Origin of the sequence: Thioclava sp. NG1 (genome assembly GCF_003122275.1) — a bacterium.
In the GTDB taxonomy this organism is placed as follows: domain Bacteria; phylum Pseudomonadota; class Alphaproteobacteria; order Rhodobacterales; family Rhodobacteraceae; genus Thioclava; species Thioclava nitratireducens.
The window spans coordinates 64419-85426 of the sequence record NZ_QFBB01000014.1 but is presented as its reverse complement, the minus strand read 5'-3'; the positions used below and the strand labels follow the sequence as shown (position 1 = coordinate 85426).

The following is a 21008-nucleotide window of genomic DNA, read 5'->3' as shown; positions in this document are numbered from 1 at the left end:
GCTCGACAGTGACGGGGCCGACGAACACCTCGCCGATCCCGGTGAGCGTGAGCTTCTCCGAAGCGGTCTCCGGCTTCACGGCGAGCGATCTCTCGGTCAGCGGCGGCGCGGTGTCGAACTTCTCGGGCTCCGGCACGAGCTACAGCTTCGACGTGACGCCTTCTGGCGACGGCACGGTCACGGTCAACGTTGCCGCCAACGTGGCTCAAGACGCAGCAAGCAACGGCAACCAGGCGGCCCCGCAATTCAGCATTGCATCGGATAGCACTGGTCCGGGCCTCTCGATTTCTGGGGTGCCCTCCAGCTTCATGCCGGGAGAGACCTTCACAGTCAGTTTCGATTTCGGTGAAAGCGTGACTGGTTTTGCCGCAGAAGATGTCGCGGTGAGTGGCGCCTCCAAGGGAGCGTTGACCGGTGGGCCGCAGCTCTTCACGATGGCAATCACACCGGACGGGAACAGCAATGTCACCGTCTCGGTGGCGGCAGGTGCCGCCGTGGATACGGCGGGCAACCCCTCCGCCGCGGCGAGCGCGACAGCACGCATCGACTCTTCAACGGTCGCAAGCAAGCAGATCTCGCAGTTTCTAAGCAACCGAGCTCGTAATCTCGTGCAACATCAGCCCAAGCTGACAGGTTTCCTGCGCGGTGACGGGGCGGGTCATTTTGACGCGCAGGTCACGCGAGGTTTTGGCAATGTGTCGCTCTACACGGGAAGCAAAGGGCCTTTCTGGTTCTCGCTGGAAGGGTCACGAACGACCTATGACGATGCCCCCGGCGATACGTCTTTCGCGCTTGCAGTGCTAGGCGGGCATGCGACCCTGCGCCCCGGGCTGCTCGTCGGTGGTATGCTGCAATTCGATTATTCACGTGAAAGCGAAGGCAACGGAGTGGAAACGTCCGGGACCGGCTGGCTCGCGGGGCCTTACTTTGTGATGCAGATCACCGATCAGTCTCTGCTTCTCGAAGGTCGGCTTCTCTATGGCGACAGTAACAACAAGATCTCACCTTTCGGCACCTATACCGACGATTTTAAAACGCGGCGTCTTCTCTCGCTGGTCGCGCTGGAAGGAAACTACGAGGCAGAGCGGTTCAGCTATTCGCCGCGACTGCAGGTCAGCTACGTCTCGGAGCACCAGCTGTCTTACACCGATGATCTGTCCAACCGGGTGCCTGAGCAGACCGTGCAGCAAAGCGAAGTATCAGCAGGGATCGATTTCGAGATGCCGCTCCGGCCGGATGACGAAAACCAGCTGCTGACCTGGGGACTCGCTGGGATCTGGTCGCATGTCGATGGCAAAGGCGCGGCGCGTAATTACGTCGATCAGGAAGATGGCGGGCGAGCCCGTTTCGACATCGGCTATCTCTTCGACAACGCGGATGGTCTGCAGGCGTCTGCAAAAATGTTCGTGGACGGTGTCGGCAGCGGGAAATTCGCGACCTACGGCCTTTCGCTTGGTATGTCGCTGAAGTTCTGATCCACCGTGGCGGCTCCGAAAGGCTGTTCCCGTCATCTGCTTAGTTTCACGGGCAGATGACGGGAGCGAGTTTCGCTCGTGCTCTCGCGCGCGTTTCTAGATCTACCGTTTCTTCCATTTTCGGTAGCCTTCTCGAATCACAAATCCGATCGAACGACGGAGGTAACTGTCCCAGTGGCCCCGCGAGCCGTCGCACTGATGGCCGAAAGACAGTCGTGTGCTGACAATCGAGCTGGAAAACGCAGGAGCGTTTGACCAAACCGGCCCCCGCAACCTTCCGCGATCGATTGATCTTTTCGGCTAGGCCCTCACCCCAGGTTCAACTGTGTGATCATCCGTTCCAGCCGTTCCATCGCGCGCACGCCGTCCTCGATATCGGGCACGTTGCGGCTCTCGCCCTGCAGCACTGCCGCCGCATCGGAGAGGAGCGCCGCGTAGCCCTTGTGATCCTCGTTTGCGGCCGCCGTGAAGTTCGGTCGCCAGCTCAAGGTATCGCAGGTTGGATCGAGCATTGCCCCCGGATCTTCGGCCTTGAAGGGCGGATCGCGATAGAGCGCCACGTCGATGATGTTGTTGATATTCAGGCGCATGGGCGTCCCGCGCAACCGGCCGGCTTGCAAAGCTCTCAAGTCTTGAGGAGCGCCGAATAGTTCGGGTCGAAGCTTCTGCCGATAGGCTCCGCTGCCGCGCCGGTAGCGACTATCCACGGGTCACTGTGACCCGTCAGAAGCCTTAGCCCGACGGCGCCGCCCTCAGACGTCTCCCGTATTCGATTAACGCGCGATACCAGGTTATCAAGCAGAACTGCGGGCGACGTGCCGCACAGAATTATCGCCTCGGGGTCAAGGATCAGCTCGAGGGTCTTGGCGAGATGCGAGAGGCGATCTGCGGCTTGTGAAAGCCAGTCTTCCACATCGGGGCGGCGATCGGCCAGCAGATCTTCGATCTTGTCGAACAAGTTCTCGTCTGCATGATCAAGCCCAAAGCGCGCGCAGAAGCCACCGAGTGCCACACTTCGCTCCATGACGGCGCCGGGTGTTTGGGAGGCAAGGTCGCTGATCATACCGATTTCGCCGGCATTCCCATGACGTCCACCGAAGACCTCGCGATTCAGGATCAATCCCGCGCCAAGACCATAGCCGAGATACAAGCAGACTGCGTGACGAAGGCCATGCGCTTTCCCGGTCATTTTCTCAGCAGTCGCGGCAGCTGATGCATCGTTTTGGATGCTCACGGGCAGCCCGATGGCTGTCGAGAGACGATCCACCAGCGGGAAGTCTTGCCAGCGCGCCATGGTATATTCGTCTTCGGCGCGATTTTTGAGGTCGGGATCAAACGGCCCGGGCATTGCGACCCCCATGCCTACGGTCCGCTCTGCGGCACTTGGATGCATCTTCGCCAAATCATCGCGTGTTTGCGCGATTAGCTCGATCAAGTGATCGAGGCCCGCTTCAGGATCGGTCGGACGAATGTTGGAGCCTCGGCGCAAGACAATCTCGCCAACGAGGTTCATCACCACAGTGCGCGCGACGTGACGGTCAATCTGCAACCCGATCGAAAATGCACCACTCGGTGCAAGGTCGTAAGGCGTTGCGGGCTTGCCGCGTCCCGCCTTGACCGTCTCGCGAGCAATCACCAGCCCGTCTCTCTCCAACTCGTCGATGATGTTGGAAAGAGTCTGCTTCGCAAGCCGCGTAGCGCGCGAAAGATCTGCACGCGACAGCGCCCCGTTGAGGCGAATGGCGTCGATGACGACGCGTCGATTATGCACCCCCGCGGCACCCGCACTGGAGCCTGACAAGGCACGAATTTCCGGCGTTTTCGATCTCATGAAAAAGATATTGACAGGAGAGAGTGCTCGCCGCAATCATTAAGTCCATCACTTGGACTAAATAGCCGAAGAGCTTTCTCCAGGCGATGTGATCCACCGAAGGTCCCTCTCCGCATTCTGCGGCGGGCGCCCTGATCCGACAGGAGAGAGAAATGAAAATTGCATTGCACGCCCCCCTTCTTGCCGCGACGGCTCTGATGGGGGTCACGGCCAGCGCAGCGCAGGCGGAAACCACGCTGAACGCGCTGTTCATGGCGCAGGCTGCCTATAGCGAAGACGACATCCGCTCGATGACCTCTGCCTATGAGGAAGCGCATCCGGATGTGAAGGTGAACCTCGAGTTCGTCCCCTATGAAGGGCTCCACGACAAGACAGTGCTCTCCATGGGCGCTGGCGGTGGATATGACGTCGTGTTGTTCGACGTTATCTGGCCCGCCGAATACGCTCAGAACAACGTGCTTGTCGATGTCACGGACAAGATCACGCCCGAGATGAAGGACGGGGTCCTGCCGGGTGCCTGGACCACCGTGCAATATGACGGCAAGAGCTATGGTATGCCGTGGATTCTGGATACGAAATATCTTTTCTACAACAAGGCCATGCTTAAAAAGGCTGGGATCGATACGCCTCCCGCCACCTGGGCTGAACTCAAAGAGGACGCGCAGAAAATCAAGGATGCGGGAATCGTCGAATACCCGATCGCCTGGAGCTGGGCTCAGGCCGAAGCCGCCGTTTGCGATTACACGACACTCCTGAGCGCATATGGTGGCGATTTCATCAAAGACGGCGCGCCCGATTTTCAGAACGGCGGTGGGCTCAAAGCTCTGCAATATATGGTCGACACCTACGACGCAGGGTTGACGAACCCCAATTCAAAGGAATTCCTGGAAGAGGACGTGCGCAACGTGTTCCAGAACGGAGACGCGGCTTTCGCGCTCAACTGGACCTACATGTATAATCTCGCCAACGACCCGAAGGAGAGCAAGGTTGCCGGGGATGTCGGCGTTGTGCCCGCGCCCGGTGTCGATGGCGTCTCCAAGGCTTCGGCAGTGAATGGGTCCATGGGCCTCGGTATCACCACGACGTCGAAGCACCCCGATGAGGCTTGGGACTACATCACCTTCATGACCTCGCAGAAAGAACAGAATGCCTATGCGAAGCTGAGCCTGCCGATCTGGGCAAGCTCCTACAACAACCCAGAGGTCACGAAAGGCCAGGAAGAACTGATCCAAGCGGCCCAAACCGGCCTCGCCGTAATGTATCCGCGCCCGATGACGCCGCATTACCAAGAGATGTCGATGGCGCTTCAGCAAGCAATTCAGGAAGCTCTGCTCGGCACCAACAGCCCGGAAGACGCTTTGCAGGCAGCAGCGGAAAATAGCGGCCTCTGATTTCGCCTCTGCTATTCAATGTGCCGCGCCAAGGTGCGGCACATTTCCCTCCCGCCTGGCTTCGACATTGCGGCGCCTCCATTTGCCGTCGCGCATACACTCTCTGACCACAAGGCTTGACGCCATGTTCACAGAACGCCTCTCTTTGCGTGTCTGGTTGCTTATGCTGCCGCTGCTTGTCGTGATGATGGCGGTGATCGGGTGGCCCCTGATCGACACGGTCCGACTTTCACTGAGCGATGCTAGGCTCGTCGGTAGCGGCGGTCACTTCGTAGGTTTGCAGAATTTCACGAAAATGCTGTCGAACAGCTATTTTCACGCGGCCTTCTTCACGACCCTTAAATTCAGCGTCTGGTCTGTCACGATGGAGTTGGTGATCGGGGTGCTCGTCGCCCTGCTGCTCAACCAGCAGTTCTACGGTCGCACCTTCCTGCGGGCATTGATGATCTTGCCTTGGGCGCTACCGACAGTGGTGAATGCGACGCTCTGGCGGCTCATTTACAACCCCGAATATGGCGCGCTGAACGCGGCCCTCACGCAGCTCGGTTTGATCGACGCCTATCGTTCTTGGCTCGGTCAGCCAGGCTCGGCGATGGCGGCGCTGATCGTTGCGGATGTATGGAAGAACTTTCCGCTCGTCTCGCTTATTGCCTTGGCGGCTTTACAGGCGATTCCGAATGACATCCGCGCCGCGGCAATTTCCGACGGTGCAAATGTCTGGCGGCGGTTCCGTCATGTCACTCTGCCATACTTGCTCGGGCCGCTTATGGTGGCCCTGGTCCTGCGCACGATCGAAGCGTTCAAGGTTTTCGACCTTATCTGGATCATGACCCGTGGGGGACCGGCAAACTCGACACGCAGCTTGTCGATCCTGGTCTACCAAGAGGCCTTTGCGTTCCAGCGAGCAGGGTCGGGCGCGTCGCTTGCGCTCATGATTACCCTGATGATTACGGTTCTTGCCGTTGCCTATCTGTTCATCATGCGGCGGCTCGCCGGGGAGGGCCGGTGATGGAACACCAATCGCCCGCCTTTCGAATTTTCATTCATGTCGCTGCCTTGCTGGTTGCACTCGTCATCCTCGCGCCGCTCGCATGGTTGTTCATCATGAGCGTGTCATCCAACGCTGATCTGTCAGCAAAGCCTTTGCATTGGTGGCCGGACACGCTCGATTTCTCCCGCTATGCGACACTTTTCAGCCGCGCCGAGAACTCGGTCGGCGAGGCCTTCATGGCCTCGCTGGGCAACAGCGTGAAAGTTGCAGGCATGGCGACGCTCGCAGCTCTGTCGGTCGGCATTCCCGCCGGTTGGGCGGCCTCCCGCCATCCTCAAATCGGTTGGACCCTTGGCGGTATCATCGCAACCTACATGTTGCCGCCCGTCGCACTTTCGGTGCCGCTCTATCTACTGCTCGCGAAATTCGGGTTGCTGAACAACGTTTTCGGCCTGGCGCTTGTTTATCTGAGCATCCTTGCGCCCTTCGTCACATGGCTACTCAAGGCCGGCTTCGATCCGATCCCCCAGGAGTTGGAGCAGGCAGCGGCGATCGACGGGGCGCGTCTTGATCAGATGTTGCGGATCGTGATCCTGCCGCTTGCGCTTCCGGTAATCGCGACAGCTCTTATCTTCGCGTTTTTGCTCGCGTGGGACGAGTTCTTCTACGCGCTTCTTTTCACTTCAAACCAGGATGCCAAAACCCTGACAGTCGCGATCGCTGATCTGGCTGGGGGGCGGGTTTCCGATTACGGGCTGATCGCGACGGCGGGGGTGATTGCCTCTCTGCCCCCCGTCGCCATCGGCATTCTCATGCAACGGGCCCTGATCTCTGGGCTGACTAACGGAGGTGTCAAAGGATGACCACCGCGCTCGAAACTCGCAACGAAGTGCTCGACGCTCTTTACGCAGAGATGGCCCGCCAAATGCGGGACAGCCGCGACAGCATCACGGAAAATGCCGAACTGGCGCGGACTATCGCGGCAAGCATCAAGAAAAACCGCTCGCTTGTCCTTTTAGGGATGGGTGGCTCGCATGCTGTGGGCCGCGCGCTTGAGCCCTGCTATCGCGCGGTCGGGGTCGATGCGATCGCTGTGACGCTTTCCGAACAGCTGGACGCGCCTTTGCCGCTCGCAGAGCGTAGCGTCATCGTAACCTCGCAATCTGGTGAGAGCGCAGAAGTGTTACGATGGTTTGACGAAGGGCGTGCGCACGAGGACACGTTCGGCCTGACCATGGAACCGGCCTCTTCGCTTGCGAAACTCACCCGCTGTCTGATTGGCGAAGGTGGATCGGAAATTCCCTTTGCCGCAACCCGATCGCTCACGGTGACGCTGGCCCTTCACGCCGCTGTGTTGCGCGAATTGGGATCTGATATCTCTGCGGCTCTTGAAGTGATGGGTGCAGTCAGTCCCGCGGATGTCACTCCGGCAATCGCCAAGCTTGCGGATGTGCGAACCATCGTGACATCGGGTCGCACCCAGCAAGGTGTTGCGGAGGCGATCGCCCTGGGTTTGACCGAGCTCTCTCGCCTTCCTTGTTTCAGCCTCGAGGGCGGCCAGTTGCGGCACGGACCGGTCGAGATGCTCGCGCCGGATGTCGGGGTCGTCATGTTCCGAGATGCGGACGCTTCGGCGGGCTACGTCACCAGCCTTGCAGAATTCATTCTGACAACGAGCGACTCGCCCTTGGTGATTTTCGACGCGTCGGGGCTGGATCCTGTCCCTGGAGCGGAGACGATTGTCTGCCCGACCTCTTCCGGCTTGGCCGCCTGTTTCGCGCTTTTGCCGTCCGCACAAAGGTTCATGGTCGATTTCGCCGCCTCTAGAGTGCCTGATGTCGGCACGCCTCTTCGCTGCTCAAAAGTGACGAAGGTCGAATGAGAATGGGGACAGCTTTAGCGACCGTCGGCAACGTGAATGTCGACCTGATCATGGGCCCTCTCGCGCCGTGGCCAAAACCGGGCTCCGAGGTGATATGCCCGAACGACGAATTGCGAGTTGGCGGGGCGGCCGGAAATGTCGCCCTCGCGTGGCAAGCAATGGGACTTGATTTCCAATCCGCGGCCAATACGGGAAGCGATCACTTTGGCGACTGGCTGCGTTCGAATTTCGGGGCCATCGCAGCGGGCTGGCCGCGGTGCTCTGAGAGCACCACCGTCTCGGTTGGCATCACCCATCCTGATGACGAGCGCACCTTTTTGACCACGACAGGGCACTTGCCGAAGCTGAGTTGGTCCGAGGTAGATGCGCAGATCGACTGGGAGAAATTGCGCGGGGGCACGCTGGTCCTGTGCGGCAGCTTTCTCACGGAGCGGCTTAGTGCGGAATATGATCACCTTTTCGACCGGGCCGACCGGGCGGATGTCACGGTCGCGCTCGACACCGGGTGGCCGATCGACGGTTGGACCCAGGAGGTCCGCGAACGTGCCCTGAATTGGGTCGCTCGCAGCGGCATCGTTCTGTTGAACGCGGTCGAGGCCACATGCCTGACCGATACGAAGTCTCCGGAGCAGGCGCTCGTCGCCCTTTCGGACCTTTTGAAATCAGACGGGGTCGCAGTGATCAAACTCGGCCCCGAGGGTGCGATCGCGCGGCAGAACGGACAGACCTTTCGCGCAAGTGCCCCGAAAGTGACGGTGAAGGACACGATTGGGGCAGGTGACGTGTTCAATGCCGCTTTCATCGCGGCACGTTCGCAAGGCAGCATTTTACAAAAAGCGCTGGAGCAAGCCGTCGCGACGGCTTCGCTCGCTATCTCAAGCTCTCCGCGCCGCTACATCCCTGAGGAGGTTTCCGTATGAGCACCCTCGAACTGCACGATATTCGAAAATCTTTCGGCGCGTTGGAAACGCTCAAAGGGATCGATCTCTCGCTGGAGACCGGCGAGTTCCTCGTTCTGCTTGGCGCGTCGGGCTGCGGCAAATCCACATTGCTCAGCATCATATCGGGGCTCTCAGAGCCAAGCTCGGGCGAGGTCGTTCTCGATGGGCGCACGCTGAACGGCGTTCATCCCAAGAACCGCGATATCGCGATGGTCTTTCAGTCTTATGCGCTCTACCCCAACCTGACGGTCGCACGGAACATCGGCTTCGGTCTCGAGATGCGCAATGTCGACAAGGCGACCCGTGAAGAGGCGGTTCGAAAAGCCGCGAAGATGTTGCAGATCGAAGCGTTGCTGGATCGCAAACCTGCGGATCTATCAGGCGGGCAACGACAGCGTGTGGCGATCGGGCGTGCGATGGTGCGTGAGCCAAAGCTGTTCTTGTTCGACGAACCATTATCCAACCTCGACGCCAAGCTGCGGATGGAAATGCGCAGCGAGCTGAAGCGCCTTCATCAAATGTTGGGCGTGACCATCGTTTATGTGACCCATGACCAAATCGAGGCGATGACGCTCGCGACCCGGATCGCCGTGATGAATGGCGGCCGCATCGAGCAAATCGGCACACCTGCCGAGATCTACAATCGACCCAATTCCCGGTTCGTGGCCGAGTTCATGGGCGCGCCGCCGATGAACATGCTCCCCGCTACCGCCTGCGCCCAAGGACTGCAGTTGGGCTCGACTCAAACCGTCTGGCCATGCCGCGCACCGGATACGCGCGTCACGGTCGGCATTCGTCCAGAGGCACTAAAGACTACCGAAATCACGGCAGGGCTCAGCCTCACCGGGAGGGTCGATCTAATTGAACTGACTGGGCCGGAGCAGATCGTCTCGCTGGATCTGGGCGAGAACAAACTCACGGCAACGCTTCCGGCCGAGGAGCCGTTATCTCTCGGGCAGTCTCTGACGGTTTACGTCGATCCGGCGCGCCTTTCGGTTTTTGCCGCTGAGACCGGCCTCCGCGTGGAAGTCGCGGCTGAAGTCGAGCGTAGCTGAGAGCCTAAACTTGTAGCGAACATTCCCTAGAGAGAACTCGGTGCTTCTCTTGTCGGTTTCCGGCCACCAATCTCGATCGCGGAGGGGTGCTCGTTTTGCTGTATTTCATAAACCCCAGTTTCAAATAATATCAATGACTTACGGCGGGGTGGGGGTGCTCGATAAACGGTATGCCACGGTGTGAACCGCGCGCGCCCATGCGGTTTATCGAGCACCTGCACGCGCTATGCATTGCCTGCTCGATAATATGCATTTCGGGTGTCATGTGTCGTTTATCGAGCACCGAAGCCGACTGACAGCGGCTATTGCGACGGTTCGCAACTTCGGGCAACTGAGGTGTCAGATGCCCGTCCATCCCTGACCTTGCCGCGCGAACCTTTACTCATCGGCGTCGTCATCGCCGTCTTCGAAGTAGGCCTCGCCGGAGATCGGTTGGCTCTTGAGCCATTGCAATTCTTCCTCGGTGAGGTCACCAAAATCAGCCGCGAGACGTTTGTAGTCGCGAGCGCGTTCAATCAAGACAGGAATGATCGCCGCCGCGCCAAACGCGACGAAGCCGAGCATGCCGACGATCTCATGTGCGCCCATGGCGACCTCCATTGAAGGCTCCAATTTCACAAGGAAAGTCCGGAAAAGTCAAATTTTCCGGCCTTTGGCTCCGGCGAGCGAGCGTCCGAAAATAGCTTCTCGGCTGCATGGCTTTCTTTGCTAATGTGGGAAAGTAGCCGTTGCGGTGAATTAATCCGCCTCAAACACCAGTTCCGGTATGACTACCTCCCAAGCATCGCGCTTGAGCATATGGTGATAGGCCTCGTCGCCGTTATCCTTCCGCCAGCGCAGAATTGCGGCGATTTCGCCTCGGGCAAAACGTGTATTCGGCGGCGGAGCGAAGCTCTTCGACATTCGACCGAGGCTGCGGCCCTGAGCATCCTTTAGATACCAGCGATCATTCTCCAGCGTCAGGGAGATCGCGTTTCCAACACTCGCTTCAAGGATTGCACGCAGGGCGGGGTGACCTGCGCGTTGTCGGCCCGCGAAAGATAGATCGACCATCCGCATCTCTGCCGACTGATAGTAGCGCCGCGGGCCTGGGAAAGCTGTCAAATCCGGGTTTGCCGTCCGGCCCACGATAGAGGCCGACTGGGCGGGCAGATATTCGTGATTGTCGTTGCTCATCACGATCAGGTTGCGGCGGGCCCGCGTCATGGCGACGTAGAACAGGCGGCGCGGCGCATCCTGATCTTCGTTGCGCGACGGGCGTTCCCACCCACCATCGAGAATGACAACATCGTCGAATTCGAGCCCCTTGGCCCGATGCGCTGTCAGGAGCTTGAGACCGCGTTGTTCGCCCCAGGCCTCGCGTGACCATTCGGCGAACCACTCGATCACATCCGGTGCTGGTAGGTTTCGACCATCCACTTCTCGCGCGAGCAGGCCAAGACCCTCGCCGACGCGATCGGTCCAGCGCGAGGACGGGATCGCATTGAGAATTTCGGTGAGATCGCCCAGCGAGACGACGCGCCCATGGTCCGCGCGAAGTGCCTCTATGAAGCTCTGCATCTCGCGCATGCGCCACAGCCCGGGCAGTTTTTCGTTCGCGAACTCGACCGGAATGCCGAGCGCTTCCGCAAAGTCGCGCACTGGTGCGAGTTTGCGCCAGTCTCGCGAGATGATTGCGGCCCGCGACCACGTCCAGTCCGGGATCAATTGCGACAGGCGCACCATCTCATTGAGTGCCGCCATCGCCTGTGCGTCATTTCCTGCCGGGCAACTCAGGATCTGCACACGCCCCTGTGCCACGGGATCCAAGCTCTCCATAACACCGCCGGGTGGGGCTTTGATCCGGTCTTTGTCGACCGTGATGTCGTGTCCCAGTTTCATCCTCTCGGAGGCCCCCTCGATCACGGCATTCGCGGCGGTAATGATATGATGGCTCGAGCGATAGTTCTCGGTCAGGAAGAATGGCTTGGCGCTGTAGTCTTGCTCGAATTGTCGGATATGACGGATGGACGCACCCGCGAAGGAATAGATGTTCTGGTCGTCATCGCCGACGGCAAAAAGGCTGATCCGCAGATCCGGGTCCTCTAAGCTCCGCCCGGCCACGGCTGAGATCAGGGCATATTCTTCCGGGCCGACATCCTGATACTCATCCACGAGTATCCAGCGGTAGCCTTGAATGAGCGTGTCGCGCAGCGCCTCCGCCTCGACCTTGTCCAACCCGTCACCGCGAAGCAAGCGCACCGCGTCCATCAGGAGCGTGTCGAAGTCTTGGCCCTCCGCGCTGGCGCGGCCGGCAAAGCTTGCGCCGACGAGCCGCATTGCGAGCGCATGAATGGTGGAGACGGTCACAAAGCGCGCATCGTCGCCTATAAGACGACGAAGCCGTTCACGGATTTCTGCGGCGGCGTGTCGGTTATAGGCGAGAACGAGAATGCCGCTTGGATCCTCACGCTTGATTTTCACCAGATAGGCGATGCGGTGAACGAGCACGCGGGTCTTGCCCGAGCCTGGTCCGGCAAGAACCAGCACATTCGTCTGTTCGCGTTCGTCCTGAACGATTTTTTCCTGCGTGCTGTTGCCCAGGTCTTCAACGATCTGCTTCCAGACCTCGCCCGTGGCTTGCCGCCGAAATTCGGTCCCGCGCCCCGGCATCCAGCGGCGCATGAACGCGTCGCGATCGAGCGCGAAGTAATCGGCCGCCAACCGTTCTGCATCATTGATGCTATTGAGACCTTTCTCGCCATAGGCAGCCATCACATGCGTCTGGATGGTCTGTTCGGTGTAATGATCCTCCAGAGGGGCGAAGTGCTGCGTCGTGAATTGACCGCCCTTCGGATTGAGATGAAGAGTTATCGCGGGACGGAAGACGGATAGCCCTTTGCCCAAAGCCACGACTTGCTGTTCATGCAGCCAGAGCAAGGCGCGATCCATCAGCTTGTTCGGATCGTTGACGGAGCCGCGCAGCATCGCATCTCCGGTGATGGCGCTGAGCAACGCGCCCAAGGTGGTTTCGACCGCGATGTCTTTCCCGCGCAACCCCTTCTGAACGCGACCGACGAGATGCTCGAGGAGCCGTTCCGCACCAAGCCTACGAAGTTCTGCAGTCTTCTCGATCACGGACCATGAGCGTTGCAGCCGCACGAACAGGCTCGAACGCGAGGCTTTGCGCAAATGCAGGTTGCCCCGCCCGCCTTCCATGTCGCGCCCGTCCTGCGCCATCCCGCGCAACAGGCTTTCGACAACGTCCGGCCGCACCGTGCCGTGGCCCTTCTCCCGCAGTGCCTGGCTCGTCGCGGCAAGATTGAACGCCGATGGCTCGCCATTATCGGCATCGGGTGCGTCCTCGCGCATCTGCGCGATCAGGTCGCGCTCCAACCTCGCTGCAGACTCGAAGCGTGCGCGCGATGCGTTCTCTACACCAATGTGAACGTGGATCGTGATGTTGGTGTCGTTGTTGGCGATCCCGAGCGCTTCGAGATCGGTCATCGCCTTTCGCAATGCCGGCCCGGTGAGGCCGCTCGCGCCGCTCAGTTGGTCGGTCGAGATGCCCTCATCCGCTGGCGCGTTGATAATATGCTGAACGATGCTCAGAAGCTGTTGCTTCCGCTTTCCCGTGATCTCCGCAGCATCGAGGATGCTGCGCACCTGATCGACGCTTCGCACCAAAAGCGAGGCCGGGAAAACCTGAACGCGGTTTTCTTCCCGCCGGAGAAGCGTCGCCTCTTCGAGCCAGGCCACAGCCGTTTTTACGCGGGTATCTTCGGTTGCGCTGTCCCGCTGGAATTCCCGGTCCTTTTCCTCGTGGACGATTTCGCCTGGGGTGGCGATGACTTCACCCTTTTTGCCCGATCGAACATCGAGCCTTCGGACTGCTTTCAAGATCGCTCCGATCTCGTGACGGGCGAGGCGAGAGCGAGCGCTCAGATTGAACTGCCGGTCGACATCTTCCGAATTGAACAGGAGGATACATTTCGCGGGATCCCGATCCCGTCCTGCGCGACCGGCTTCTTGCAGGTAATTCTCGAGTGAGCCGGGCACATCGCCATGCACGACGAGCCGGATGTCGGGTTTGTCGATGCCCATTCCGAAGGCGTTGGTGGCGGCGATGACACGCAACTCACCCACTCGGAACGCTTCCTGGATTTCGCGCTTCTCATCGGCGGTAAGCCCCGCATGATAGCGCTCCGCCGCAAGCCCCTGCTGTCGAAGGAATTCCGCTACACGTTCGGTGGAGTTTCGAGTGGCACAATAAACAACAGCCCCTGAAACCCCGCTTGCCGGTAAATCTTCTTCGAGCGCAGTAAGGATATCGGCCAGCTTCGTCTGCCTCTGGGTCGGCAATACGCTGAAGCTCAGGTTCGTCCGTGATGCGCCACCGTCCAGCAGCGTAAGTTCGCACCCGAGACGCGTGCTGAAATGTTCGCGGATGTCCCGAACGACATCGGGTTTCGCCGTGGCGGTGAGACAGAGAACGGGGGCTACGTCTTCGCCTGAACTTTCCTTGATGAAGCGACTCACATAGCGATAGTCTGGCCGGAAATCATGCCCCCATTTAGAAACACAATGTGCCTCGTCGAGAACCCAGAGGCCGACCTCGCGCTGGGCGAGCACCGAGCGGACCGAGGTGCTACGCAATTGTTCGGGGGAAATCAACAGGATCGCAGCCTCGCCGAGACGCACCTTGTCCAAGGCGTCTTGCCGTTCGGGAAGCGAAAGTAGGCCGTTGATAGTGACCGCAGTGGAAATTCCGGCTCGTGCAAGGCCCTGGACCTGATCCGCCATGAGCGCGACCAGAGGGGAGATGACGACGGTCAGCGCCCCGGTCTTGTCGAAGCGTGAAAGGGCAGGGATCTGATAGCAGATGGATTTTCCCGTGCCGGTTGGAAGAATCCCGAGAAGGCTTTCGCGCCGCATCGCGGTTTCGACTATGCGTTCCTGAAGAGGGCGCCCGAATTCATCGACGGGTTCCGGACGAAAGCTTTCAAAGCCGAACCAGCGGTTCAGGGCTCGTTTAGGGGCATTATGAGCCGCGCAATATTCGCAGGCGGTTTCGTCGCATCTTGTGTCGCGCAAGGTCCGAACGATCCGCGCGGCGTCGCGGAACTGCGCGCGGACCCAAGGGGGCATCACGGAGTCACCGCCCGCAACCGAGATCCAGGACAGTGCATAAGCCAGGGGCCAGCTGAGCGAGCTATCGTCGAGACCCTTCATAACTTGTGTCCGCTGCGCAGCGCAGGATGACGCCTCAAGCAGGCGTTCGATCGCGTTGCGGGCCGCTGCCAAACCGGGCGTTGGCGCGCCTCGGATTGCCGTGAAAAGCCGATCGAACCCTTCGCTGCGGGGCATCCGGCTACAGAGATAGTGGTAGGCGACCAAGGCATCGGGGGATTGCCGCCCGATCTCCGCGAAGGCGCCGATTTGATTGCCCAAGACTTCAAAGACGAGCCTCGCGTCGCACTCGGGGTCATTCACATGCCCGCTCTGCAAGCGTCCGTCCTGATAATGCTTCACCAGGTGGTGGTAGGGGTTTCGTGGGAAAGCGAGCGGGTTAAGCCAAAGCGTGTCTATTGGAGCTTGGGCGAGACGCGCGAGGCGAGGCGCCGCCGCCATCAAATGAGGTAGATCGTGGCGCAGGATATTATGTCCGATCACGTGGTCGAAGTCGGCGCAGAATTCCTCGAGCCTGGGCAACCCTTCCTCAACGCGAGCCCCCAGGACGAGTGCCTCGCTGCCGATGGCGGCGCTCGTAGCTGCAAGGGAGAATATGCGAGCCGTCGACGGGTCGACCTCAAGGTCGATTGCCACACATCGTTCCAGAAAAACTGAACCTGTCTTGTCGGTGCCCCGATGCATGCCCGGATAGGACCCGTCTTTTACACGTTAATGTGACGAGCCTATCCTCTTTAGGAAGAAAGGAAAGATGTTCGCACCTTTTTCGTGGTGACCCGCAACTGAAGTTTCATTCATCTGCGTGGTAACCCGGTTGGCGGCAAGACACCGGCGCTGGTGTCTGGGCAGAGAGGTGACCTCAACCAACTCGGTCAGAAGGTGCAAAGAGTGGGTCAAAAGTCGCCGAATACGGCCCAAAAGATGGATGCTCGCGCAGAAGACGAAAATAATGGATCCGAACTGTTTGACTATTGTATGCTTGGACGCATTGCAGAGTCGCATTGTTTCCTCCTCTCTCGCGATGCGCGAGAGGCGCCGGTCGCCATTTGTTGTGTGGGGATGGCGACCGGTTTCCAAAGCCGCGAAACTTTTGATCTTCGCTCTCGGCCGGGACCCGCAGCGGGCGACAGCGATCCATCGGGTTTTAGGTGTTTCGGGATTTTCTCCCCGAGTGCTTTGGTCTCCTGTGTTTGGGGTGAGGCCGCACGCCGGAGTAATTGATCCCAGATGGTGCCTCAGTGGCCTTCAACGCGCCAATTTTCGCACCGCGGACGCGCGGCCCGGCTGAAATTGCTGAAGAGCTCTTCGGGTGTCGTATTTCTTAGCGCGATTTCGAAGAAATCGCGGGCAGGAACTTCGAACACGTCTGCGAGGGCGACCTGTTCGATCACATCGATACGCCGGTGGCCAGTTTCGATGTTGGCGACCGTAGCCGGGAGGCAGCCGAATTTTTCCGGCAGGACCTCCGCTCGTATTTTCGCACCGTTCTTCGACTGGGATCGTCTCATCCAGACCGTCGATCGCTCGCACTTTCCGCAGAAGCGCTGGAGAGGTTTGCTTTGAGAAAATCGCAAAGTGCCTCCACGAAGCCCTTATCGTCTGCCATCCGAGCCCCGTTACCGGCAGGTTTGACCTCTCCGGATTTGGCGCGCTTGACGCGTTCCCCTATCCCGGACTACCGTCTCACCATGAACACGCAAACCACAACGTTGGAGATTACCTGCTCGATATCGTGAGCGGCGCCCGAATTCGGGCAGCGATCGGTGTCGAGATTTCAGTCAGGTCATTCTCAAACGGTGGTGATAGCCATGGCGCAAAAGCGCGTTCCTGTTCTCTTTCAAAAGCCCGTCTCAGCAAACGTTATTCGGTCCACTGTCACGAGTAAGATCAATGCCGCCTTCGTAAATCGGCGTGGTCGGTTGTTCCCGCAGGACAAGACTTACGATGAGTCCACGGATCTTTTCGACGATCTGTCCCGGGACGGGCGTGAGCGTATCAAGGCGGAAAATCAGCGGATCGGTCGCGCTGTCGAGCGTCTCGTCGATCAGAAGATGGCGTCGGGATTCCAGGTCGACAAAGGCACGAGCGAAGAGACGATCAGGAGGCTTAGATCCTTGCACGCGCGCGGGGCGCGACTTGCGGGGCCAGATACGCCGGACTCCGTTTATGAACTCGCGGCTGCCTTGCATGAGGAGGCGCCATGGCTTGCCCAGGTGTCGACTTCGATCATGAACCAGGGACTTGCGCATATTGCTGCTGGCAGCGTCGGGTTGCGTTTCGATCCGATGATCCTTGTCGGCTCGCCTGGGTGCGGGAAGACCCATTTCGCGCGGCTGGTTGCTGAATTTGCACGCGCGCCGAGGGAGATCATCGACGTGGGCGCTGGCGGCGCTGGGTTCCGGGTCAGCGGAATGGAGCAAGGATGGTCCACTGCCCGATCAGGCGTGCCGGTTGAACTGATCACGGAAACCGCGGTCGCGAACCCGGTGATCATTGTGGACGAGATCTGCAAAGTCGGTGGCACGATCAGTTCGGCATCTGTTGCTGCGACATCGTTGACGACGTCGCTTCTGCAGGTGCTCGAGCGGTCGAGCGCAGGGCACTTCGTTTGTCCGTTTTTGCGAACGCGTTTCGACCTGAGCCATGTGAACTGGATCCTGACCGCTAACTACGAGCACCAGATCCCCGAACCGCTTCTAGACCGGTGTCAGGTGTTTCGTGTCGATGCGAGCCGGCCGGAACACCTGGTGGCGTTCTTCAAGCGCGCGGCCGGAGGCGATGCCGAGCCGGAAGAGCTTGAACGCGTGGGCGTATTCATCGAGGAGATGTGCGATGCCGGGCGGCCGCCAAGCCTGCGGCAGATCGGGCGTCTTGCGAAATCTCTGCGCGCACCCAGACGCGACATGTTGATGTGATTGCCGCCAATTTCAGCGGAAAGCGGGGAGCGGAACGAATGTCTAAAGCTCTAATCGTGGCGGATCTTCACTTGGACATGTGGGCCGAAGCGGGTCGAGATGCCTTCGCGAGCATCGATTTCAGCGAAGTGGATCTGATGATCATCGCAGGCGATCTGACGAACAAGCCAAAAATCCGATGGCGGCAGGCGCTCGAAGTCATTGAGCGGCGCATCGATCTTGAGCGCGTGTATGTCGTGCCTGGAAACCACGACTACTACAATCACACGCTCGACGGTGATGATCGCCTCGAGCAGATCGCGTGCGACGCTGGGGCAAACTTCGCTCAAAGGCGAGAGATCATTCTCGGGAACAGGCGATACCTTTGCTGCACGCTCTGGACGGACTTCCAGGAGGGACAAGGAACTCTCGAGAGTCGTGATCTGGATGCCCGGGCGAAGATGAACGATTATCGCTATATCCGGATGGCCGCTGCGGGATACCGGAAAGTTCGACCGGCTGATACGATCGCGAAACACCGCGAGCATCTCTCTTGGCTGCGCTCGAAGCTGGCGGAGCGTTTTGATGGGGAGACCGCAGTGGTCACGCATCACTGCCCTGTGGTCGACGCTCTTCCGGAAGCACGGAAGCTTGGCTGGTGCTATGCGAGCGACCTCACCGATCTCATCCATGAATACCAGCCAAAGGAATGGTTCTTTGGGCACACGCATCACGCAGCCGAAATCATGGTTGGGACAACGCGGATCGTTAACGTGTCGGTCGGGTATCCGTAGTAGAACCTGGGTGGCGCTGCGGAAGGGTAAGAAGCCTCGGATGAGGGTGTATCCGAGGGGGCGTCGAGTGTGAGTTTAGATTTGATTTGGGTAAGACGAGCCGGGATTGCCCCGTGCAAATGCTGCAAGAACCGCGTTTTCAGCGGTGACGCTGGTCTCTGTGGCTACGGAACGTATGCGTCCAGACCGGCGAGTCGGCCGTCGCGGCGCCTAGCTGTGCTGGAAGGCGCAGGCCCCCTCCCTTTTGCTCGCGCCTATGCGATCGCGATCCAGACAACATGAAGGGCCATATAGATCACGATCAGAGACCCGATCGTGTAGAAGGTCGCCCGGACCTCGTGGGTTTGGCGCGTGGCATAAGCCAAGAAGTGCGCAATCCGAGCGGCAACGAAGCCATACATCAGAGTCTGCGCCGCCCAAAGTGCGGGATCGGTCATGACGAACAGGAAACCCGCCACCCAGAAGGCCGGAATATTCTCCAGGTCGTTTCGATGCATACGCCGAGACCGATCAACATAATCGTTGAGCTCAAGCTGGGCCGGATCGGGCGCCTTATTGAGAAGGCCGGTTTGAACGTCCTCCGGGCTCGCAAGTCCGGAGTTGGTTTTCTGCATTCGGTAGACCGTCATCCAGCCTTGGCCCATCACTTTCAGCACCATCAAGGCCGCTGCAATCACGTAAGTCGCAAAGACCGGGTTTTCCAAGCTCAATAGGGCCATTGCATCCTCCATGGTCCGCTCCTTCGGGGCGCCTTACGCCGACGGAGCGGCGCCCCTTCAGGATGTCAGATCGTCGAGTTTGGCATCTGGTGCATTGTTTTTCACCGATTTGATGCCATTCTCGCGGGCGGCTTCGCTGCTATAGGCTTCGCTGGTCCCGATAATCTGGCCGTTAGTGGCTTTGAGATTGAACATCGGTTTGCCCGACGCCGTGGCCTTGCGCTCATAGCGCTCGTCCTGCGGCGCGTTCTTGCGCACCGATGCGATGCCCTGTTCGGCGCTTGCCTTTTGCTTATACCCCTCGCTGGCTAGGAGGATCTCACCGTTCCCGGCTTTCAGCCGAAAGCGGTATTCGCCTGCCTTGTCCTTATAGAGTTCGAATTTTCCAGCCACCGGTCTGTATCCTTTTGAGAACTGCTTATTCGATGAATGTGAAGCGAGTAGTCCTTCGTTGGCAATGCTTTTCGGGCGACAGCGTCACTGGGAACGACGAAGTTGGTGGGCGTAAGTTTTCGAGCCATCGTCTCGAAGCTCGCCGCGACTGTCGCATGTCAGCGCGGGGCAGGATTTTGGGTTGGCGGATATTTGAAGTGTGTTGGTGTCGTGGGCATGCTCGCCGGTATCGCGGCGTGGTCTCGCGATATTTGTTTAAGATTTTTGAGCTATTTGTTGATTCTTGAGCGTCTTGGTTCTTTGTTTTTTGACTTAGACAGGTAGAAGGCGTTTGGGGATTTTTGCCTCTCGTTTTTCGCATGACGACTGAGCTGCCCGATGCATTCGGGATTCTTGCCCTTCGACGGGTGCGCCAGTCAGACTTACCAAGGCTCCGGGGTATCGTCTTCTGACAGGGAAGTCGCGTCACTTGGCAGTCCACGCAGGATCGCTCTCGCGCGGGCCAGTGGATCCTCGATCCTGCGCGCCTCGATGGCCGCGATTTCGCGCTCCAGTCTCTCGAAAATCGGAGCATAAATTGGTCTTTCCAGCATCAGTTCGGCGACGTGCAGTCGGGCTTTCACGAGCCGCGCGAGAAGCTCTTCATCGGCCTTGGTGAACCCAGTTGCGCGATGAGATTTTCGCATATTTGGCGCAAAAGGACGGTGGGCCATGGCATGCATCTCCTGAGACCGCGCAAGCGAGGCTCGGCGGGAACGGGTAGGGCGATCCGGAGCGGATCTAGCGATGCATTCAGTTTAGGTGCCGGGGGTGAAAAAACGGGTTTTCGATTTTTTTGGAGGCAGAGAAAATTTCGCCGGCGCGAGTTTCACTGTAGCCACGCATACGAACCTGACGACGAAGGCGCGGTTACGGGATCTCGAAGAAGCTGGCTTCGGAATTGCGGAGCCGCTGTTTGTCGACACACCGAAGAGCGGGCCACAGAGCGGCTTTCAGATCGTCGCAGCACATTTGAAAAAGGCTATACGGGGCATCGGAAAGTTGCCCCGCCCCGCGGGGGAGGGCGCGCGTAAGCCTCTTAGCGTCACCTGCGATTTATTTCGTGCCGACCCTGGTTCGAGCGCTTTCAAATCTCGTCCAGCACGTCCAGAGATCCCATATCTTGAGCCGTGCCCCCACGAGCCTCGCGCCATGGACGAATGTCATAAAGGTCGCGTCCCTCCTGAAGCTCGATCGATATGCCGCGCTCCAGCAGCCAGGCTGTCGCAAATTTCATCAGCCGGGTTCTAAGTTCGCGGTCACCCTCGACGCCATAGATATGAAGTTGGGCCAATCCGGGCTCGCCATAATGGGCGAGGGCCGAGACGAAGAGATCGAGGTCCGGATTGCGCGTTCGGAGCAATGTCTCCAACTCGCCGAGGAGTCTTGGGCGTTGAGTTCTCGCTCGAGCCAGATCCTGATCGATAGACATAG

18 protein-coding genes are annotated in these 21008 nt (G+C 59.3%); 9 read left to right on the top strand and 9 right to left on the bottom strand.

The features are described 5' to 3' along the window. A partial coding sequence (locus DEM26_RS20495; protein WP_233243221.1) for an Ig-like domain-containing protein occupies positions 1 to 1475 on the top strand: 1475 nt, incomplete at its 5' end. 308 nt (positions 1476 to 1783) lie between these two features. Here DEM26_RS20495 and DEM26_RS19245 read toward each other — a convergent pair. Both DEM26_RS19245 and DEM26_RS19240 read right to left on the bottom strand, forming a co-directional pair. After that, complete coding sequence (locus DEM26_RS19245) at positions 1784 to 2065, bottom strand: hypothetical protein (protein WP_233243220.1); 282 nt, start codon at positions 2063 to 2065, stop codon at positions 1784 to 1786. 35 nt (positions 2066 to 2100) lie between these two features. Beyond that, on the bottom strand, positions 2101 to 3306 hold the full coding sequence (locus tag DEM26_RS19240) for an ROK family transcriptional regulator (RefSeq protein ID WP_109173185.1): 1206 nt from the start codon (positions 3304 to 3306) through the stop codon (positions 2101 to 2103). Positions 3307 to 3458: 152 nt separating this feature from the next. On the opposite strand from DEM26_RS19240, the gene DEM26_RS19235 reads away from it, so the two are divergent. From DEM26_RS19235 to DEM26_RS19210, 6 genes are all read left to right on the top strand, one after another. Beyond that, on the top strand, positions 3459 to 4697 hold the full coding sequence (locus DEM26_RS19235; RefSeq protein WP_109173184.1) for an extracellular solute-binding protein: 1239 nt from the start codon (positions 3459 to 3461) through the stop codon (positions 4695 to 4697). Positions 4698 to 4821: 124 nt separating this feature from the next. After that, positions 4822 to 5706, top strand: a complete 885-nt coding sequence (locus DEM26_RS19230) for a carbohydrate ABC transporter permease (protein WP_078523067.1) — start codon at positions 4822 to 4824, stop codon at positions 5704 to 5706. Then, positions 5706 to 6551, top strand: coding sequence for a carbohydrate ABC transporter permease (locus DEM26_RS19225; protein ID WP_088728192.1), 846 nt, complete (start codon positions 5706 to 5708; stop codon positions 6549 to 6551). The genes DEM26_RS19230 and DEM26_RS19225 overlap by 1 nt, the downstream gene beginning before the upstream one ends. Then, positions 6548 to 7570, top strand: a complete 1023-nt coding sequence (locus DEM26_RS19220; RefSeq protein WP_109173183.1) for an SIS domain-containing protein — start codon at positions 6548 to 6550, stop codon at positions 7568 to 7570. The genes DEM26_RS19225 and DEM26_RS19220 overlap by 4 nt, the downstream gene beginning before the upstream one ends. Before the next feature lie 2 nt (positions 7571 to 7572). Then, positions 7573 to 8490 carry a carbohydrate kinase family protein gene (locus DEM26_RS19215; RefSeq protein WP_109173194.1) on the top strand — a complete coding sequence of 306 codons (918 nt, stop codon included), beginning with the start codon at positions 7573 to 7575 and terminating at the stop codon, positions 8488 to 8490. Beyond that, complete coding sequence (locus tag DEM26_RS19210; protein WP_109173182.1) at positions 8487 to 9566, top strand: ABC transporter ATP-binding protein; 1080 nt, start codon at positions 8487 to 8489, stop codon at positions 9564 to 9566. Before DEM26_RS19215 ends, DEM26_RS19210 begins: the two co-directional genes overlap by 4 nt. A 378-nt stretch (positions 9567 to 9944) precedes the next feature. Here the strand turns inward: DEM26_RS19210 and DEM26_RS19205 are convergent, their stop codons facing one another. The 3 genes from DEM26_RS19205 to DEM26_RS19190 form a co-directional block, all read right to left on the bottom strand. Continuing rightward, positions 9945 to 10166 carry a hypothetical protein gene (locus DEM26_RS19205; RefSeq protein ID WP_109173181.1) on the bottom strand — a complete coding sequence of 74 codons (222 nt, stop codon included), beginning with the start codon at positions 10164 to 10166 and terminating at the stop codon, positions 9945 to 9947. Between the two features lie 138 nt (positions 10167 to 10304). Then, positions 10305 to 15419: a RecQ family ATP-dependent DNA helicase gene (locus DEM26_RS19200; protein ID WP_109173180.1), complete on the bottom strand. Its 5115-nt coding sequence runs from the start codon at positions 15417 to 15419 to the stop codon at positions 10305 to 10307. Between the two features lie 551 nt (positions 15420 to 15970). Further along, on the bottom strand, positions 15971 to 16243 hold the full coding sequence (locus DEM26_RS19190; RefSeq protein WP_109173178.1) for a hypothetical protein: 273 nt from the start codon (positions 16241 to 16243) through the stop codon (positions 15971 to 15973). A gap of 300 nt (positions 16244 to 16543) precedes the next feature. Here DEM26_RS19190 and DEM26_RS19185 point away from each other — a divergent pair, with 300 nt between their 5' ends. Beyond that, positions 16544 to 17650, top strand: coding sequence for an AAA family ATPase (locus tag DEM26_RS19185; protein WP_146194495.1), 1107 nt, complete (start codon positions 16544 to 16546; stop codon positions 17648 to 17650). A 38-nt stretch (positions 17651 to 17688) separates the two neighbouring features. After that, on the top strand, positions 17689 to 18423 hold the full coding sequence (locus tag DEM26_RS19180) for a metallophosphoesterase (protein ID WP_088719300.1): 735 nt from the start codon (positions 17689 to 17691) through the stop codon (positions 18421 to 18423). A 254-nt stretch (positions 18424 to 18677) separates the two neighbouring features. Here DEM26_RS19180 and DEM26_RS19175 read toward each other — a convergent pair whose 3' ends face one another. The 4 genes from DEM26_RS19175 to DEM26_RS19160 form a co-directional block, all read right to left on the bottom strand. Continuing rightward, positions 18678 to 19154, bottom strand: coding sequence for an MAPEG family protein (locus DEM26_RS19175; protein ID WP_233243218.1), 477 nt, complete (start codon positions 19152 to 19154; stop codon positions 18678 to 18680). 45 nt (positions 19155 to 19199) lie between these two features. Further along, positions 19200 to 19535 (bottom strand): YegP family protein, encoded by a 336-nt coding sequence (locus tag DEM26_RS19170; protein WP_088719299.1) that lies wholly within the window; start codon positions 19533 to 19535, stop codon positions 19200 to 19202. Positions 19536 to 19957: 422 nt separating this feature from the next. Next, a complete protein-coding gene (locus DEM26_RS19165; RefSeq protein WP_109173176.1) occupies positions 19958 to 20248 on the bottom strand; it encodes a hypothetical protein in 291 nt (96 codons plus the stop codon). 413 nt (positions 20249 to 20661) lie between these two features. Beyond that, positions 20662 to 21006, bottom strand: coding sequence for a hypothetical protein (locus tag DEM26_RS19160; RefSeq protein ID WP_109173175.1), 345 nt, complete (start codon positions 21004 to 21006; stop codon positions 20662 to 20664). Between the last annotated feature and the right edge of the window lie 2 nt (positions 21007 to 21008).

Bases quoted from the DNA above. Each gene is read 5' to 3' on its own strand.
- DEM26_RS19220 (WP_109173183.1), top strand. From the start codon at position 6,548: ATGACCACCGCGCTCGAAACTCGCAACGAAGTGCTCGACGCTCTTTAC.
- DEM26_RS19190 (WP_109173178.1), bottom strand. From the start codon at position 16,243: ATGAGACGATCCCAGTCGAAGAACGGTGCGAAAATACGAGCGGAGGTC.
- DEM26_RS19215 (WP_109173194.1), top strand. From the start codon at position 7,573: ATGGGGACAGCTTTAGCGACCGTCGGCAACGTGAATGTCGACCTGATC.
- DEM26_RS19245 (WP_233243220.1), bottom strand. From the start codon at position 2,065: ATGCGCCTGAATATCAACAACATCATCGACGTGGCGCTCTATCGCGAT.
- DEM26_RS19200 (WP_109173180.1), bottom strand. From the start codon at position 15,419: ATGCATCGGGGCACCGACAAGACAGGTTCAGTTTTTCTGGAACGATGT.
- DEM26_RS19235 (WP_109173184.1), top strand. From the start codon at position 3,459: ATGAAAATTGCATTGCACGCCCCCCTTCTTGCCGCGACGGCTCTGATG.
- DEM26_RS19160 (WP_109173175.1), bottom strand. From the start codon at position 21,006: ATGTCTATCGATCAGGATCTGGCTCGAGCGAGAACTCAACGCCCAAGA.
- DEM26_RS19165 (WP_109173176.1), bottom strand. From the start codon at position 20,248: ATGGCCCACCGTCCTTTTGCGCCAAATATGCGAAAATCTCATCGCGCA.
- DEM26_RS19185 (WP_146194495.1), top strand. From the start codon at position 16,544: ATGGCGCAAAAGCGCGTTCCTGTTCTCTTTCAAAAGCCCGTCTCAGCA.
- DEM26_RS19240 (WP_109173185.1), bottom strand. From the start codon at position 3,306: ATGAGATCGAAAACGCCGGAAATTCGTGCCTTGTCAGGCTCCAGTGCG.
- DEM26_RS19210 (WP_109173182.1), top strand. From the start codon at position 8,487: ATGAGCACCCTCGAACTGCACGATATTCGAAAATCTTTCGGCGCGTTG.
- DEM26_RS19205 (WP_109173181.1), bottom strand. From the start codon at position 10,166: ATGGAGGTCGCCATGGGCGCACATGAGATCGTCGGCATGCTCGGCTTC.
- DEM26_RS19225 (WP_088728192.1), top strand. From the start codon at position 5,706: ATGGAACACCAATCGCCCGCCTTTCGAATTTTCATTCATGTCGCTGCC.
- DEM26_RS19175 (WP_233243218.1), bottom strand. From the start codon at position 19,154: ATGGAGGATGCAATGGCCCTATTGAGCTTGGAAAACCCGGTCTTTGCG.
- DEM26_RS19230 (WP_078523067.1), top strand. From the start codon at position 4,822: ATGTTCACAGAACGCCTCTCTTTGCGTGTCTGGTTGCTTATGCTGCCG.
- DEM26_RS19180 (WP_088719300.1), top strand. From the start codon at position 17,689: ATGTCTAAAGCTCTAATCGTGGCGGATCTTCACTTGGACATGTGGGCC.